Consider the following 17,127-nt stretch of genomic DNA (forward strand, 5'->3'; position numbering starts at 1 on the left):
CTCTCCAGAGGACAAAATGGACTTCATTGCTGAACTGCTCGATCAAAATCCCGACATTGAAGTTCGGCTAAAGAGGGTATAAGTATAAGCACTGAAGAAGAGCTTAGATTAACTTTAGGGATAGCCGTATCACAAATCGCTAGTTTTAATAGTCAGTAAAGAAAACGGTCCTTTACTTTACTGTTGGATTAACACGCTGAATACAGCTTATTTTGTTCTATTTCAAGGCACATAACTTGGTCAAACAATCAAAATAAGCTAAGCTGTGTCGAATATTGAGTTTTCTAACTCCCTATTTTCATATTGGCCCGTTTTGCAGTTCAGACCTACGTATAAACATGGACGAGTTGCAAAATCGTCCGCCCATCAAACCTGACCCGGAATCACTTTTAAAACCAACGCGTCCTGATCGGAGTTGAGTCAGCGGGTCTGTCACCTGACAAAACGATCCATTAAACCGAAAGGACCCATGACAATGCACTACGTCCGGCGAGGCACCGGCACACCCTTACTCTTAGTTCACGGGATTGGTAGCAGCCACCGGTCGTGGGATCTGATCATCGACGGCCTGGCCACCAAACGCGACGTTATCGCGGTAGATTTACCCGGCTTCGGAGCCACACCGCCCCTGACGGGCGAGACCTCCATTCGTACCCTTGCCGACGCCGTGACCGATTTTCTGGCCAATAATAATCTGACGGGCATCGACGCCGTCGGCAGTTCGATGGGCGCGCGGTTAGTGATCGAACTAGCCCGGCGGGGCGGGGTGCTGGGGGCCGTCGTGTCGCTCGACCCGGGTGGTTTCTGGCAGGGCTGGGAAATTCCGTTCTTTTACCACTCCGTGCGGTTATCAGCCCAGCTCGTCGGCACATTACAACCCGCACTGCCTTTGCTGACCGGCAACCCCGTTGGCCGGACCTTGCTGTTCGCTCAGTTTTCGGCGGCTCCCTGGAAAATCCCCGCTCCGGTAGCGCTACAGGAACTGCGAACGTTTGTGCCCACGCCCGCATTCAACGAACTATTGGACAATCTGGCCCATGGCGAAAAACAGCAGGGTGCCCCGGCGGGTCTCATTCAACAGCCGTTAGTTATTGGTTGGGGACGCCGGGACCTGGTTTGTCTGCCCGGTCAGTCGAAGCTCGCACTAAGTTTGTTCCCCGATGCGCAACTGCATTGGTTCGCCAACTCGGGTCACTTTCCCCAACTCGACGTTCCTGAAGAAGCAATACAACTGATTCTGGACGTGACCGACGGAACGTATCAGGCTCAACCGGAGCGGACTGAGGCCCCAGTGGAGGTGAAGCACCCAAACAACGTACTGATTGGTGTAGGTGTCGCCGTTGTGGTGGCGGGCCTGTTTCTGGCACTTCGCAGCGCCAGGTGGTAATCTCGGACGACGAGAGAGAAATCCGAGGCTACAAAAAAGACTGACCCGGCCTTCTCAGGCGCAAAGTCAGTCTTTTTTGTAAACTAGTCCTGGCCAGATCAACCCCGTATGCTACTGACTAGAGTTGACGGTTATTAAAAAATATTCGTCTCGTAAAATGCTCCTTAGTGAGACGAGTAATCATTCTTGAATTAGCATCCTTCAGAGACGACGAAGTGTTCATGCATCTGCGTCCAAAATGGGAGTTATTTGAAACACTCTTTCCCTAGACTAATTATGACTTTTGCTTATGTCTTACATCTGTAAGACAGTACTTTTTTTTGTCTTATAGAATGTAGTATTTAACATACAAGTGATTACACAGTTCCAGAGCTTTAATTACAACCTTTGAGGGATTGGGGGAATCTGTCATGAAATGGATTGACTTTACTACGATGAAGCCTGGTTATCTACTGAGTACGCTACTGATTGGTGTGAGTGTAGCTTGTCAAAAAGACACGTTGCCAGTACCCGCATCGGCTCATTCTGGTTGCTTTGACAATAATCCGGTCAGTCATCAGGCTAAGAACCTGAAAGGCATCATTGGGTATCGACAGGATATAGGGGTGTACACGATCAACTATCATGTCCCAGGAACTATTGATAGTCAGTGGACGGGCTTAACCTGCAACTTGCCGACCAGTTATCAGACCGTTGGCAAAGAGGTTACGTTTACGGGTGAGTACAGAACTACGTCGGGTAAAGTCGCTCCCCGATTGGGGGGAGAACAGATTTACTACCTGTATTTGTCCTCTGTTAAATAGGCTGGATTAACATAATGCTCACTTGTACAACAGATTAGATGAGGAGATTATACTGGCTAGTTCTCTCACTTGTGATATTCTTTAGTTGCCAAAACCACTCAGAAACAGAAATCCCCAATTTCAAGGCCAAACTGTTCAGAGCGGATACCATTGATCTACAGGCGGTGTCTAGACATAAAGTCACCCTCTTAACTATTTGGTCAATTTTCTGCGGCCCCTGCCTCAAAGAATTACCGGAGCTCCAAAGTGTGTATGAGCATTACAAACTCGATAAGCGAGTGACTGTATTGACCTTAGCTCTGAATACGAATCAGGAACTGATTCGCTTTTCGTCTACCTCTGATAGTGCCGACATCTACCGAAAAGTATTTGTGCATTCAGGCCTCAAACAACTTGCCCTACCTGTACTGATTGGCACCAACTCTCCTTATCAGATAGAAAACGGCAGTGTTCGGCTAAGTGACCGAAAAGCCGCTACCCTTTTGAAGCATCTGTTCAAGTTCGAAGCAGTACCAACCACCCGAATTTACAATCAAAATGGACAGTTAGTTTTTGAGCAAAGAGGGGCTGAGACGTCAGAAAGTGGGTTACGCCATCATCGACTAAACCTAATGAAGAAACTAGACAGTTTAATCATCCAGTAAATTGTCTGAAAGCAATATTTCTCAATACTAGTCAAGCTGTCCTTTAATAAGATAAATCACTTAACATAAAGTTAGTGGCTGCGGTCCGCCGCTGCGGTTGCAAAAGTCTAGAATGAGTGTAGCGGCCTTAGCTTAGTTGCCAATTTATCACTATTTACAAGGCAAAAATGGCATACCTGGCTGCAGGCCTGTTGATTTTTGCAACCGCAGCGGCGGACCGCAGCCACTTTAGTTATACAACAGGTCGTAGGCGACAGATTGCACTGGACAGATATTAAGAACTTACCGTCTTACATAAATCGCTCCCGAAGGAGACGAATCATTAACCATACTTCATTCATAGCTGCGTTGTTATTGCCTTTTTCCCTATCTTACTCCTGTGGTGCTATTCAAAACGATGAAAAGGAGCAATCGATGAAAACCTATAAATCTAAAGTAGGACTTGAGCTAGCGACTCCCTTAGCTGGCTTATTTGTTGGTTTGGGTAGCTTGATGGCCTACCAAGGGCTTTGGGAAGGAGTCGGTATTATCCTGGTGGTTTCACTACTGATCCTGCACTTGTTTAGGACAACACGCTATAAACTGGACAAAAACACCCTTAATATTCAATCCGGTTTTTTCTTTCACAAAGAGATGCCCATTGCATCCATCAAAAAGATCATCGCAACCCGAAACCCCATTAGCTCCCCCGCTCTCTCGCTGGATCGAATTGAATTAATCTATAATCGATTCGATAGTGTGCTCCTCTCTCCAGAGGACAAAACAGGCTTTATCGCTGAACTGCTCGCTCAAAATCCCGACATTGAAGTTCGGCTAAAGAGGGTATAAGTATAAGCATTGAGGAAGAGCTTAGAGTAACTTTGGCGATAGCCGTATCACAATTCGAAACTAAATAAGACAGACGAAAACAGACATTTGTCGTGACGCGGGATTAATATGGTCAAGTGCTAGTAAATACTTTTGTCGAGGTAGGCAACCAACTGATCACTGGCGGCATCTTCCTAAAAAAGAACCATAAAAACCATGACTAGCCAATCAAATCTACCCTTGTCATTCCTACTTTGTGTTACATTTTTGGCCGCTCTTGGGTCAGATTTACTTGCCCAAAGCGGACTTAATGGCGGTAAACCCATTATTACTTATAATACGTATGGCCCTTTACCTATCATTAAAACACAGTCTCCGCCTTCTTTCCCAGACGGGGAAGACAAGCTAAATGCGTTTGTTCTCCATCAAATTGAGAAAGCACAAACGCCGATTAAACTAGGTCGAAAGACTTGGTTGACAGCTACCGTTGATGAAACCGGTAAAGTCACCGAATTAGTCCCAACCTATGATGCTGATCCAACCTTGAAAAAAGAAGCAGCCCGGGTGGGTAGCTCGATGCCACGCTGGAATCCAGGCACCATTAATGGCAAAGGGGTAGCGACTAAATGCCAGTTCCTACTTCGGCGATAAGATGAACTAGTTGCCAGGCACTTACACATCAGCAAGCGTATCAGGTCGCACCAACCGGTTAAACTTTCAATCACAGGGCAAGCTACGAAAAGGCGAGATGCGACCATAATCACTATAAGCACATGCTACGATCGATAAGTACCTTAAATAAAGAACGCTAATGGCCCTTTTTCTTATTCGTGTGCCAGCCAATTACCTGCGGGTTGTGCGGGTTGCGCTTATCGTTATCTTAAATTTAGTCCTCTTCAAAGTATTAGCCCAATCTAGAAAAGACAGCATTGATGTTTTTATCCACCAACAAATGCGGGAGAGGCATATTCCTGGACTTCAACTCGCCATCCTTCGCAACGGCCAGATTAATCAATTGAGTGCCTACGGGTTGGCCAATATCGAGCATAACATAAAGACGACTAATCAAAGTGTATTCTCTATCAATTCAATCACTAAAGCCTTTGTTGGCGTGGCGATTATGCAGCTAGCTGAACAAGGAAAACTACGAATTGATACGCCTATCACGCAGTACATAGATAGCCTACCAACGGCTTGGCAAAGCTTAACGATACAGCAATTACTGACTAATACATCCGGCTTACCTAATATTATTGATCAGGATGAACACGTACTTGGAGGGGGACAAGAACAAGCTGCTTGGCTAGCTGTAAAAGCGCTACCCCTTGAATTCATTTCCGGTGATCGCTTTAGCTACAATCAAACCGGCTATGTTATCTTAGGCAAAATCATTGATCAGGTAAGCGGCGTACCCTTCATCCAGTTTATTGACGACAATCAGTTTAAGGTAGTTGGCATGAACTTTACACGATTTGGTGACTCGGGCGATGTCATTCCGAATAGTGCGGGGGTATATACTAAACTAAGAAATGTGAACGGTAAATGGCTGGCTCGTGATGCGAAAAACCCGCTTGGTGTTGGCTTCGCGGAGTTTCCCACCTTCTTCCGAACGGCCACGGGTATTCTGTCCACAGTTCAGGACATGGCTCATTGGCTAATGGCGTTACAGTCCGGTAAGCTGCTTAAAAAGAAAGAAAGCCTGGAAGCCCTATGGACACCGGCTCGATTGAACAATGGCCAAGTGGGTGGTTTTAATGAGCTGACCAATGGGTACGCGCTGGGTTGGCCGACGGTCACCCGAGATGAACACCCCGCCGTTGCTCCCGTGGGTGGTGGGCGGTCGGCGTTATTTGTCTATCCCAGGGATAACTTGTCGATTGTGGTACTGACTAATCTTCAGGGGGCCAATCCCGAGTGGTTTATTGACGAGATTGCTGGCTATTATTACCCTGAAATGCATAAGGCGAACGGCTTTGGCCTCTCCCCCTCGCTTAAAACATTACGGACCGAACTACTCAAGAAGGGCTTTGCGAAAGCAATCCCCATCGCGAAAATGTTGCAGCAGAAAAATGCATCGTTCCACTTGAGGGGGGATCAACTGAATAGTTGGGGCTATTACTTATTGAGCGAAACAAAAGGGCCAGAGGCTTTGGCGATCTTTAACCTGATCGTGTCGTTGTATCCGCAAAGCGCGAACGCCTATGACAGCTTAGGCGAAGCGTATGCGACGATGGGAGATAAGGCTAACGCCATTCATAACTATAAGCGCTCTTTGGAACTGGATGCAACGAACCAGAACGCGGCCAACCAGATCGCCCAGTTAAGTAAGACCCCTTAGCGGTTGTCAATTTTTGTAATTATCTGTTCTCATAAATCGCTCCTGCTTGAGACAAGTGAAGTTTACGCACCTGCTTTTTTAAACAAGACCTTTATTGGACTAACCCTCAAGGACTACCCGTACATGTCTATTCGTTGTCTAATTGAAAAAGGATACCGACACGGTAGCCGGGCGGGCCAGGGTTGAGGTTCCTACCAGTAGGCTTTGCGTAAGTTTTCGGGATAAGGGTATCCCTGAGTTAGACCGGCCTGCATCCGATCCGAAATCGGCTTCTCAGGAGCAAGGGCCAGTTTGGTGGCCATCTCCTCGATCCGACGCCGAGCCACCCGGATGAGCGGCCCATCAAGCAAGGTTAAGCTCATCTGCTTGGCGTTAATCCGGCTGACGGCCTCTACGTAAGCGGGGTTGATCAAGGCCCCCTTGCGAGCCCGCAGAAACTCCGGTAGCGGCGCCTCAAACGCTTTCAGAGTCCGGCTAATCAGTAAGGGGGTCTTTTGCCCGCTCAAATAGATTCGGGTATAGTTACCCTGCCCTTCCAGCCAGCGGATTTGGGCCACCGGTTGGGGGGTGCCATAGCCGGGAAGGGCTAAACGTCCCTGATCAAGTTGTATCGGTTTCATCGCCTTCATCAACACCCAGGACTTGTGCGCTGGTCAATGCCGCTGTAATGTCTATGTCTACTTGGACATTTCGGCAGGGTTGATCAGCAGATTTCGGATTCGGCTAAGGGGTGATTTCACCTTAAGTTGACCGCTTCCCGGCGGGGGTGCTACAAAATCGACCACTGCGGTGGGCCGCTGGTCAACGGCCCTGAAATCTTCAGCTCAACGGCTACTTGACTGGCACCCGTCTGCCAGTCACCCCCGCTTAACGCCTGGCTACAGTCGCCTTAGGCCTAGTTCATCAGCAGCCTGATGGAAGCTGGCCGATAACCTTTCATGTACTTACAGGCAATATGCGTAAAAATACTTAATAAAAAAAGCCCCGCACGCAACCCAAACTAAGCATCACCCGTATTTGCCAGAGAACCCTTAACTAATTACTAGATGAAATTCATTATCGTGTCCGTATCCGCTTTGCTCACTTTGTGAGCGCTCGCCTGCAACCGCTCACAGGAAATTGTTAATCCGATCATTGGCGCTCGTCAAGGGTCGCCCAATCCGGCTCCGTCTCCTTCGCCCACCCCAGTCCCTACAGCACTCCCCGTTTTAACACCCGCAGCCACGCCCATCAATGACCTGGGCCCGGTAATGCCATCCGGCACCTGGCGGGTCAAAGCCTACTACCGATCATTTAGCGAGAATACATCCGATTACAGTGGGTACAAATTTGTATTCACTAAAAATGTAGTTACGGCTACCGATGGTAAAGGCAATAGTTACGCTGGATCGTGGTACGCCACGGTTGGGGGCAGATTCCCTATTATGGGGGAGCCCCCTCCATTACCGCGTTAACCCTGAATTTTAGTAAATCAGCGCCAAAGCAGCTCGTGCGGCTAACGGCTACCTGGAATGTCAACTTGGCTACCCTGCCCACTGACGTTGTGCTGGATAACTTTGAGCCCCTCTCGGGGGAGCGTATCGAATTCTCCTTTTAGAAGGGAGTACCTTTCCCCGTGGCTCCTAAACTCACCAACCCGCCTGAGAAGGTGTATTTGAATCTGGATGCGAACTTGGGGCACGGGTGGCGGCTACGATAGCCGGTTAGGACTGAACGGCCCGGATCAGATTACAGAGGTTTTATCCCCTTTATCCAGGGCAACAAGCCGCCAGGCGAGTGGGCGGAGTGAATCTATCGGGCAGCGTTGATCATCTTTTCGGTCAGCTTAGGCAGAACGTATCGATAGGAATCAACAAGCGCGTTGTCCCTACGCCCGGGTAGGGTCCCTGAGGGTTCGAGCTCCAGGGGACCCGTGTGAAACGATTGGAGAAGTTGTAGGGATACGCTCACTTCTTTAGTCAAAGGATAGGGGCGTTTTTAAAGAAGAAGGTAGTCCAAAGCTGCAGTAAGTGCAGGCCGCTGCGAGGTAGTCTTCTCCGTAAATCGGCTCATTTTAACCCTCCCTTCACCGGGTATGTTAAGTCCCTACTTAACTCATTTGTGTAGGCCTTTGTGGTATGTAGATTAAGTTACGGTGCGTGCTTACAGCCATTAACCGCTGGTTAATGGCTGTTTTTTTAGGAAGGCCCCTGGCTTTTTCAGCCCCTGCGTGCGGGTAGGGCCATAGGCTGAACCTGTCGGCAAGGGTGACCAGCGAGCCTGAAATCGCCCGCTTAACCGCCAATGAGCTGGCGAAACTGACGGTACTGCGCTTCGCTCATGTCCGCGATGGCCAGCGAAAATAGCCAGTCACGCTTCTGTTTCTGCTCGATGAAACGGGAATTGGCCGCCTGCCGACGGGAGGCTCTCCAGGCAAGTCTGTAGGCGGCCAGCAGCTCTTTCAGAACCTGGGTGTGGGTCAGCACGAGCATAAAGGTGTAGCGGGGGTTGTCCTGGCCAGCCTGGTGCATAGCGGCATAGTTGTGGCGGATGGCCTGAGGGGGCAAGGTTTTGTTTTGGCTGGCCCCAAAGTCCAGCAGCTTACGGATGGCGGGAAAAACAAGGATTAATTCCTGCCTGGAATACGTCGCGTAGCGAAGCTGCTGTTGTAATTGGTCACGGCTGGCCTGGTGAAGATACTGGTCCACCGCGTTCAGTTCGTCGGGGTTAATCCGTATATTCATCTGTAGCGGTTTATTCAGGTTGTTAAGCAGATACCGAGTCATATACGATTGACAGATTATCTGCGATTTCTTGTCGGGTAAAACTAGTTCATCTGAGTCATGTGCTGCGGAGACTAGTTTGCCGATGCTGAACCATCATCTCACAAAAGGCTCCTCAGCGAGACATAAGAGTGTTCATGTTTTGGCTCCCGCTTGTACGAAGGATCGTTCAGATATCTGCTTCAAAAATGGGGCGTTTGAAGATATGTTATTCTACTAGTTATTCTTTGCTCAATGTTGGGTATAGTTAATCAAACGAAGTAAAATTTCGACGTATGTTCAAAAGATAGATGATAAAACTAAAACACAAGAAAGTTGTGCTGAACTAATCACCCGTATATCACAGCGCATCAACTAACAAACGTGAGGCCAAGTCGATGAAATCCAGGGCACTATTACGTAATGAGAGGTCTGCATCGTTGCGTAGAATTCGATTATGATTCAATTCATCTTCTTCGGGCCGTCTGATAGCATCATTCCGTGGGTAAAGCAACTCTGTAATTGTACTGTTGATCAAGCTGTGAAAGCTTTGCTGCTTCTTTATTAAGGAAACAAAATCGTTCAATTTAGCAAGTTTATACGGGTCGTTAAGTGCTTTCGACGTACAATACAAGTTGTAGGTTGATTTTTTGTTAATTAATCTCGATAGGTTTAAATACTCGTGCCTGACCTGCTCGCGGATATCTTTGGGTAGCGAGACCAGAAATTTATGGTAAATGCTGTTCAGGATAGGCTCAAATCCTACTAGTGCGATTATAGTTTTCGGTTTGTTAATAGTTTCCATCATACTATTCAGCAAAGCGTTCATACTGTCTAGCGAAACGATATGATCTGCCTTCTCTGATTTCTCTGCCTTCTTTAAGCTAAACGATTTGGTCGTGTAACCTAACTGTAATGAATCACGAACATTAGGATACGTTAAGTACTCCTCTAGGTGCTTATTTACGGTCGTATTGTTAAAATGGTAAATGTGCGGATGGTTTTTAGTAAACTGGTCGTTCAGGTAATCTAATTGAGCAACAGAATAGTAAGCATCGGGGTAGTAAGGTCTATTTCGCCCACTCGGTTCTTTCAAAGGTTCGAATTTTTCAAACTCTTCTTTCTTTCCAATCAGGTAGCAGTACGTTCCGTACCCATCGGATATCCGGCATACGCGAATTGGTTTTTCTTCTTCGGGCATGTTTCGAAATATAGACTCGAACGTATCACGCAACATGAAAAATCCGTCGATCTTACCCTCCTTAACCAACTGCTCAAGATCCTCAGCAACGTACACGTTATTGACATCAGATATACTTTCCCGAAGGGTATTAATACTGGTTAAATTTTCAATCCAATGGGGTTGCTCATTGCGAGCTGAAAAGGCAAATTTGATGCCGGGTGGTACTTTTGAACGGCCATCTTCACCGACGATACCCATGGCTGCCAGCAGTTGAGCCGCCCAAATGGCGAAACTAGACGCCAAAAGTAGCCCTGACTCATCCTGGCCCGGAATATCGTCGGCGTTAACCTTTGCCCATAAATCATCTATCGAAGCGTCTGCTCGCTCATTGACTACCCGTGAGATGGCCAATAGCGTTTCAGGACGAGCCTTCGTACGGTGTTTGAGGATACGATTTAGTACAGCGGGATCTAATTTTTCAACTGGCTTGTCATCCTGTCCACTTAGCTGATTCGTTTTTTCATCTGACTTAAGCGAAAACTTATTCGCTTTGTCCACGAAATCCTTCTGCTTCATGGGCGACTTATCAAGGTAATGCCTTAGATAGATGGCCAATTTTTCTTCATTTGTGAATGCCATATCTCACATTAGATTAGTTGTCAAATAACGGTAAAATTAACATCAAAACAATATTTATCTGACTTATTGATAATAAAATGTATTTTCTAATTTTATGTGAAAATTGAAATATAAGAAACAAAATGTGAAATTTTTATAAAAATTGCGCAAAAATTTGATTTTTAAAAATAAAGAAAATATATTTCACACATCAAAGCAATTGCGGACACAAAGTGTCTTTCCGGTTGGTTATCAGTCGGTTAATTGTTAGTACTATATACTTACATAAACATTAACCCTAAGCAAATGCAATCATGATTACGCTCTTAACCATCGTCCCTCTGCTTATAAGCAGCCGATTTTTGCCTTTTTATCGGGTAGTTCTTAACCCAACCGATCATGCTGCATTACTGATTTACCAACGGGAGTTTCTCGAACGATCAAAAGGAATCCAAGTATCGTGCGACTATTTGAGCAATGCTTATGTTGCCATGTTCTTCTGGGGCACCCGGTCTATCGGTGGTTATGTTATCAATGTATCGGAATGGAACCCTCTGCGTTATTTAATGCTATTCACACCGACCATGAGCAACGCTATTTTGAACGACAAGGGCCTGCGTGAGGAAGAGATGCTCGAAATCAGTTGTATATGGAAGGCGAAGTTACCCATGATTTTTACCGCAATATTCTACGCTGGTATGCTGATCGACTCGTGGAGGATTGGTCGACGAATGGGCAAACGTTACTTACTAGGTGGGTCGGTCCTGAAGAGTATCCGAAAAATCCATCGCTTGCTGCTACCCATTGACATATTCATTGGTTTTCTACCTAGTACCACACTATCCACAAAAGCCGATCAACTGGTTGCGATTTACGCAGGTCCATTAAACAGTTTACCGCTCCGGGCAACCAATTTATTAGTCAGTCGATTTCTTCTTCCGAAAAATTTGGTATTACGTCTCTCTCGGTATAAAAAAACATCTATTAGCAACGCTTCGAACGTTGCGGACGGCTAAGCGAGCTGTGTGATCGAACACAATCAAAATTGATCCAAATCAGGGATTCTGTGGGGGAAGTAGTCCATTCTTATGTAGGAAAATAGCTACGTCAAACGCCGTCTCAACTGGCAGGTCTTCCCCATAGAGTCCTTTGGCCTTCGCCAGAATTGATTTATTATATTCCTTTACCGTAAGTACACGTAAGTTGGTATAGTCGGCGATGAATTGAGAGGAAGGGCGTTTACGGGCAGGCTGCGAAATATATATCCGCATTAAATCCAACTCCCGCAGCGTAAACGGATTTTTCTGAGCCGATAGGTTAGCAAAAATTTGGTAAACGGCTTTGTAAAAGTTCGCCTTCAGATGGGTGGGAACATCAAGAAAGCGAGGACTCATTGGTTCGCCTTCGTAGGGTTTAATAATCTGAAATTCAGACAAATATTCGGTAATTAATCCTGTGCTGGTGTATTGCCAGGGCGAGAGAGTACGTTTTACCAGCAAAATTTCGCCATTTGCCTTCTGCATCGGAATGTTAGCAATGAAACGTGGTTTCAGAAACTGCATTTGGGGTAGTTCGCTCAACAAGGAAAATATCTGCTTCGATAGAAGTATGCTACTGCGCAAATGCCCAGGATTGGACATACAGCGTAAATACTGACGAAACGAGAACGTAGTATCAGCAAAGCCGATTTCCTCTAACCCGAACGCCTTTTCGACTGAGAGCGTAAGCAAATTGGTGACGATGGCAAACTGCTCAGCCCGGCAGCCAATTCGTATCCGCTCCAGTTCCTGCGCCTGTACTTCGGCGGGTACCATCAGTCGCAGTTTAGTTGGCTCGGGGAAAATCTGGGCCATAAACTGCCGAATGCCCAGGTACTCATCTTCGTATAGATTGTGGCTCATAACCAGGCCTATTTTCAGCGGTAAATCACCCCTATCATAGGGTTGATGCAAAAAAAACAGCCGGGCAAATTTGCACAGCAAATTAACAAGCGCAGCTCATTACGTTAAAGTAAGTTTCTGGTCGGTTTTAACTGTTTTCCACAGTCCATGAAAAACAAATCACTACTTCTGGTTGGCGTCGTCATCTTGTCCACGCAGGTCTCGTGCACTACGTCGAAACCAAAGGCCACTGAACTGGCTCAGTTACATAACTCAGCTAAACGGATTTCACCGTATTACGAAGTGCGAAAAAAGCGGGTATCGCTCCCAACTGCCTTATACACAGGCGGATTACTGGGACTCAGCATTTTTCTGCTTACCACGCCACCCCCTACCCAGGCGGGTAAAATTTCGACTCAGAAAGACGTTAGTTCAAGACGGATTTCTGGTGGTATGGTTGGGACGGTGGGTCTGGGGTTAACTATTGGTATAGCTGCTTCGAAACGCAACGTTTCGATTCGTACCGAAGCCGTTCGCGAAACCGGCTTCGATGAGTGGTTGCGTAAATATAATAGTCAGACCGGGCAGCACTACGTAAAATACAGTCAGAATACGGCAACTGGTTATCTGATTGTTCCTCGCAATCAGATAACCAGCTATGAGCGCACGGAGCGTGAATTGCAGGAGCGGGCCGAGCGCGAACGACGCGAAGCTGCCGAACGCGCCGAGATAGCAGCCTACCAGAACGTACTAAAAGGCGTCATGGACGCACATACTATCTACCTCAGTACGTACCCGTCTGGTGAACACATCGACGAAGTACGGGCGATGTGGGCCGAATGTCAGGCATATTACGAAGCTATGCGGGGCACTATTAAAGATTGCGAACTGTTTCAGCGCGACTGGCCCAACGCCCGGCCGGTTTTTCGTAACGCAGTAGCTGCCCGAAAAGGAAATCTGGAAGAAGTAAAACGATTAGAAGAAAACCGGGCGATAGTGAAACGAGACCAGGACGAACGGCGGCTTCGTGAATCCAGATCATGGGTGCGGGGTGATAACATCTGCATGGTAGCCGACGGCACCAGTACGACAACGATCTGGATATTTACAAACGAAGAAAAAGCCCAGTATAAATTTCGAGCCTTTGTGGAAGATCTTAATGAAGACCATAGCCGGTTTAAAATTCGCATTGCCGACATGTTCAGAAACGGTGACACTGAGATTAACAAATTCAACTTTCCCGGTACAACCGTCTGGCGAACTAATGACGTTATCTGGATCGACCCGCGCGAATGGGATTTTTCGCGATGCCATTGATTCTAACCACACAACAACTATTTCATCGACCAACCTTTTTCGGTACTAAAAGCTATGCGTTTATTCAACCCTATCCTGATACTTCTTCTAATAATACTTTACGTTAGTGTCGCCGAAGCGCAGGTTTCCACCCGACGGGTTCGCGAAAGAGTGAATGAAATTACTAATGTTGTGGAAAATAACGATACGGACCAGGTTCTCTTTGTGATGATTGATTACGTAACACGTGATGGCTCGGCGACTCAGAGTCTACACCTTTCCTCTGACAATCGTTATCGTGTGATAGCCATCGGTGACGATAACCGCATCAGAGACATTGACCTTTATGTGCTGAACGAATATGGCAGCGAAGTTGCTAAAGACCCTGATGATAAGAATATCGCTGCCTGTACATTCCGACCTGCCAGTTCAGGTATTTATAAGTTCAAAGTAAAACCGTATAAGATGCTTGAAGAAGTTAAAGACGGATTTTTCGGTTTGATAGTTAGTCGAATACGCTGATGAATCGGAACAGAGTTGATGTTCCAAATCGTACAAAAATCGTCAACTTCCTCACTTCATTTCATTCAGTCTGGGTTTGCTTCCGACGGCAATGAATTACAGTAAAATTTATCAATCAACTATTGTAAGCAATCGTCTACTATTAAAATACATACTATACTATGAAAAATACACTATTCGCACTGGTTGTGATGCCAGCGCTTTCCTTTAGCCAATCCCTTCATTTGGGCACATGGACATACAAACAGGCTGAAAGCGGCCTTTTTAATCAACAGTATACGATTACAGTGACCTATTCCCAGCCTAACGAAGCATCTTTTACCTATGTGATTTCCGAGTACAAAAAGAGTGGAGAAAAACGAGAAGAGTGTAACATTCGGTACAAGGGTGTGTGGAAAGCAACTGTTTTGGATGATGGGGTTCGGAGAAGTATTCTTAAGCAGGTTCAGGAGGATTATCCGGAGTACCTTTCATATTTCGATAGAGGAAAGTATAATCAGACCTACTACGTTGACGAACAAGGTACTTCAATTGAGCTATGTGAATGTGTCAATACCCAGACTGGTGCGCGCAATACCGATATGGAGGATTTCTTTAGAAGAATTTTTCTTCACACTTCCTTTCGACTAATAATACCGGAGCAGGGCACAAATAAGACGCTGTATGTATTTGTGCCGGGTGAAAAGGTCTCTAAGATCAATTTAAGAACTATGCATAAACCGTAAAACCTCTCGATTAAAGGGTGACTACACCTGCATTGTTTTCAGCAAGTTAAAGCCTTATTTAGATTCAACAGATAAGGCTTTTCTGCCAACAGATTATCTCAGTTCACCTTGCTTCTTTTAAGATAACCTGTTAACAACTATTCCGCTCCGGTTCACCGTATACGACTGATGGCGTTTGACAGATATTAAAATATATGTCTTGCAAAAACGCTGATTTTTATAGTATTCAAAACGGGTGTTTTTCCCATTGCGAACAAGTAACCTAAAGTTGAATTTGCCCTTGGTCAATCGATGAACCGGCGGTTGTACTTTTAAGCTTAGGAACAAAAGAACCAAACTCTAAATGGTTAATTAGCTGGCAGTTGTTGTACGTTGAAAATAGGCATGTGCTTGAAGTTGCCATTCCCAATTCAAAATATTCTAATGGTAACCATTACCATTTGTCTCCATCAATTTATAAGTTCTAAACCAATAATCTCCTCACTGTATGAAAATTGCACCTTTTTTACTAATTACCTTAATGGTAAAGCTGCTAGAAAATTGCGCCCTGAATACGGATGTTCCTATCTCTACCAATACGAATCAGTATGACAAGCGTTTAGTCGGAACCTGGCTATCAACTACTAAAAAATCAATTGTCAATGTTCAGAAAACCAACGAAAATGTTCTTAAAGCTACCTATATAGAAGTGGGAGATGATGATTATTATGGTTCCAAGCGAGTGGTCTATCCAAGTGATGTTCAGGTTTACTTTTTAAGTACCGCTCAATTTAGTAGTGAGAACTTTCTAAGTTTTAAGTTTGATGATTCATTTATTTCATGTCAGTATGAATTTAGTGGAAACAATAAGATGTTTTTCAACCTCATTCCTGAAAATAGCTACTTTACAGACTTAAACGGCAAAGCGTTAAAATTCAGTAACTCAGATGCCTTTCAGGAACACCTAAAAAAGGTATTACGCAAGACTAATAAAGCTAACATTTTCTATTCAGACGGAGCTTCAGTATATAATGAAACACAATACTTCCGCGTATCTCCAAGCACTCTGGATTCGTATTTTGTATTTAGCACTCAGGAACGGACACCCAAACAATCTACAAGCCAAGCTCAAGTAAAGTCCAAAACCGATAAGGCCGCCGGTGCCTTGCTCTTATTAATGCTTTTTGGATTGATGGCAGCCGATGGTACGTCATCGGGCCAAAGCAACAAATACCAAGCAAAAGTTTGTGATTTGTGCCATGGTTCCGGCAAGGAGCCTGACGGTTATTTAGGTAAGGATTATAAATCTTTCAGTTCGTGTCCGCGATGCTACGGAGCGGGAGTGCTGCGCTAACTTGACGCGTTGTTACTGACTGAATAAAATCTCAAAATACGCTCCTCTTAACGAGACGGACGAATCTTCATGTATCTAAACTTTATGGACCGGCTCGGGGCCAGGCATCATCCGTTACGGTAATTTAGGGATAAACGTGTCCAACGAAGACAGGCTGGCAGCCCTCGCTTTTTTCTTGGTCAAGAAGTCATAAAACAGCAGCACGCTGAAACCGACTTCGATGATTCCGCCGGTGAGCAAGGTGACCATCGGCTGGGTATTGGTAATATATAACCCATAGCCCGATACGCCTAAAACGGCCCCAAATAGCCAATATAGTTTGTTCCCATACAGCGTCTGAAAAGTTAAGTAGCGGCCCCCGATGATCAGCAACATGCCTTGAAAGAACCAGCTCGGATGCAGACTGGCAAGGCCATAGGCGAGCGGAATACTCATCAGCATAAACAGGGTTCCCTCCATGGCCAGACGAACCAACGGGTTGTCTTTGTGGGTCGAAGTAGTCCCACCAAGTAGTTGAATGACCAGTGTGCTGATAGGGTGGATCAAAGCGCCACCGACCAGTAGAGCCCAGATGGCTTGGCGGGGAGAGAAGCCGTAGCTGACAAGGGCTGCTGTCAACCATACCAGTCCCGATACCAGCACACCCACTGCCCCATTTCGGTAGGTGCTGCTCATGTCGGATTGGGCTACTTTCAAGGAATCCATTGGGTAAGGCTGCTCCATGTCTACTTATCTCTCAGAATTAAGCTGGCCTAAAGGAACACCGTTCCTGGTTGGGCACCAACAGAAACAGGTTTATAGGTAGCTGAACAGTATGAATGGTTAGACGTTGATTGACGCCACAAGGGCT

18 protein-coding genes are annotated in these 17,127 nt (G+C 46.0%); 12 read left to right on the top strand and 6 right to left on the bottom strand.

Going from position 1 to position 17,127, the window contains the following annotated elements:
- Positions 1-469 precede the first annotated feature (469 nt).
- From NT073_RS00210 to NT073_RS00235, 6 genes are all read left to right on the top strand, one after another.
- Positions 470-1,387, top strand: a complete 918-nt coding sequence (locus tag NT073_RS00210) for an alpha/beta fold hydrolase (protein ID WP_015333068.1) — start codon at positions 470-472, stop codon at positions 1,385-1,387.
- Between the two features lie 434 nt (positions 1,388-1,821).
- Positions 1,822-2,190, top strand: coding sequence for a hypothetical protein (locus NT073_RS00215; RefSeq protein WP_297366922.1), 369 nt, complete (start codon positions 1,822-1,824; stop codon positions 2,188-2,190).
- 38 nt (positions 2,191-2,228) lie between these two features.
- A complete protein-coding gene (locus NT073_RS00220) occupies positions 2,229-2,834 on the top strand; it encodes a TlpA disulfide reductase family protein (RefSeq protein WP_297366925.1) in 606 nt (201 codons plus the stop codon).
- A 414-nt stretch (positions 2,835-3,248) separates the two neighbouring features.
- Positions 3,249-3,662 carry a PH domain-containing protein gene (locus NT073_RS00225; protein WP_297366928.1) on the top strand — a complete coding sequence of 138 codons (414 nt, stop codon included), beginning with the start codon at positions 3,249-3,251 and terminating at the stop codon, positions 3,660-3,662.
- A gap of 195 nt (positions 3,663-3,857) precedes the next feature.
- A complete protein-coding gene (locus tag NT073_RS00230; protein ID WP_297366932.1) occupies positions 3,858-4,292 on the top strand; it encodes a hypothetical protein in 435 nt (144 codons plus the stop codon).
- A 160-nt stretch (positions 4,293-4,452) separates the two neighbouring features.
- A complete protein-coding gene (locus NT073_RS00235) occupies positions 4,453-5,979 on the top strand; it encodes a serine hydrolase (RefSeq protein WP_297366935.1) in 1,527 nt (508 codons plus the stop codon).
- A gap of 191 nt (positions 5,980-6,170) precedes the next feature.
- On the opposite strand, the gene NT073_RS00240 is transcribed toward NT073_RS00235, so the two are convergent.
- Complete coding sequence (locus NT073_RS00240) at positions 6,171-6,599, bottom strand: LytTR family DNA-binding domain-containing protein (protein ID WP_297366938.1); 429 nt, start codon at positions 6,597-6,599, stop codon at positions 6,171-6,173.
- Between the two features lie 524 nt (positions 6,600-7,123).
- On the bottom strand, positions 7,124-7,255 hold the full coding sequence (locus NT073_RS00245; protein ID WP_297366941.1) for a hypothetical protein: 132 nt from the start codon (positions 7,253-7,255) through the stop codon (positions 7,124-7,126).
- 114 nt (positions 7,256-7,369) lie between these two features.
- On the opposite strand from NT073_RS00245, the gene NT073_RS00250 reads away from it, so the two are divergent.
- The gene (locus NT073_RS00250) at positions 7,370-7,576 is read left to right on the top strand and encodes a hypothetical protein (RefSeq protein ID WP_297366944.1); all 207 of its coding nucleotides are present in this window, start codon (positions 7,370-7,372) and stop codon (positions 7,574-7,576) included.
- A gap of 676 nt (positions 7,577-8,252) precedes the next feature.
- Here the strand turns inward: NT073_RS00250 and NT073_RS00255 are convergent.
- Both NT073_RS00255 and NT073_RS00260 read right to left on the bottom strand, forming a co-directional pair.
- The gene (locus tag NT073_RS00255) at positions 8,253-8,744 is read right to left on the bottom strand and encodes a hypothetical protein (protein ID WP_297366947.1); all 492 of its coding nucleotides are present in this window, start codon (positions 8,742-8,744) and stop codon (positions 8,253-8,255) included.
- A 337-nt stretch (positions 8,745-9,081) separates the two neighbouring features.
- A complete protein-coding gene (locus tag NT073_RS00260; protein WP_297366950.1) occupies positions 9,082-10,461 on the bottom strand; it encodes a hypothetical protein in 1,380 nt (459 codons plus the stop codon).
- 374 nt (positions 10,462-10,835) lie between these two features.
- On the opposite strand from NT073_RS00260, the gene NT073_RS00265 reads away from it, so the two are divergent.
- Positions 10,836-11,537, top strand: a complete 702-nt coding sequence (locus NT073_RS00265; protein ID WP_297366953.1) for a hypothetical protein — start codon at positions 10,836-10,838, stop codon at positions 11,535-11,537.
- A gap of 39 nt (positions 11,538-11,576) precedes the next feature.
- Here the strand turns inward: NT073_RS00265 and NT073_RS00270 are convergent, their stop codons facing one another.
- Positions 11,577-12,422 carry a hypothetical protein gene (locus NT073_RS00270; protein ID WP_297366955.1) on the bottom strand — a complete coding sequence of 282 codons (846 nt, stop codon included), beginning with the start codon at positions 12,420-12,422 and terminating at the stop codon, positions 11,577-11,579.
- A gap of 147 nt (positions 12,423-12,569) precedes the next feature.
- Here NT073_RS00270 and NT073_RS00275 point away from each other — a divergent pair, with 147 nt between their 5' ends.
- The 4 genes from NT073_RS00275 to NT073_RS00290 all read left to right on the top strand — a co-directional run bounded on the left by NT073_RS00275 (position 12,570) and on the right by NT073_RS00290 (position 16,277).
- Positions 12,570-13,718, top strand: a complete 1,149-nt coding sequence (locus tag NT073_RS00275; RefSeq protein WP_297366958.1) for a hypothetical protein — start codon at positions 12,570-12,572, stop codon at positions 13,716-13,718.
- Positions 13,719-13,772: 54 nt separating this feature from the next.
- Positions 13,773-14,219, top strand: a complete 447-nt coding sequence (locus NT073_RS00280; RefSeq protein ID WP_297366960.1) for a hypothetical protein — start codon at positions 13,773-13,775, stop codon at positions 14,217-14,219.
- 161 nt (positions 14,220-14,380) lie between these two features.
- Complete coding sequence (locus tag NT073_RS00285; RefSeq protein WP_297366963.1) at positions 14,381-14,944, top strand: hypothetical protein; 564 nt, start codon at positions 14,381-14,383, stop codon at positions 14,942-14,944.
- A 487-nt stretch (positions 14,945-15,431) separates the two neighbouring features.
- Positions 15,432-16,277 (top strand): hypothetical protein, encoded by an 846-nt coding sequence (locus NT073_RS00290; RefSeq protein WP_297366966.1) that lies wholly within the window; start codon positions 15,432-15,434, stop codon positions 16,275-16,277.
- A gap of 114 nt (positions 16,278-16,391) precedes the next feature.
- Here the strand turns inward: NT073_RS00290 and NT073_RS00295 are convergent, their stop codons facing one another.
- Complete coding sequence (locus NT073_RS00295; protein ID WP_297366969.1) at positions 16,392-16,982, bottom strand: hypothetical protein; 591 nt, start codon at positions 16,980-16,982, stop codon at positions 16,392-16,394.
- Positions 16,983-17,127: the final 145 nt, after the last annotated feature.

Origin of the sequence: Spirosoma sp. (genome assembly GCF_026391055.1) — a bacterium.
Lineage (GTDB): Bacteria > Bacteroidota > Bacteroidia > Cytophagales > Spirosomataceae > Spirosoma.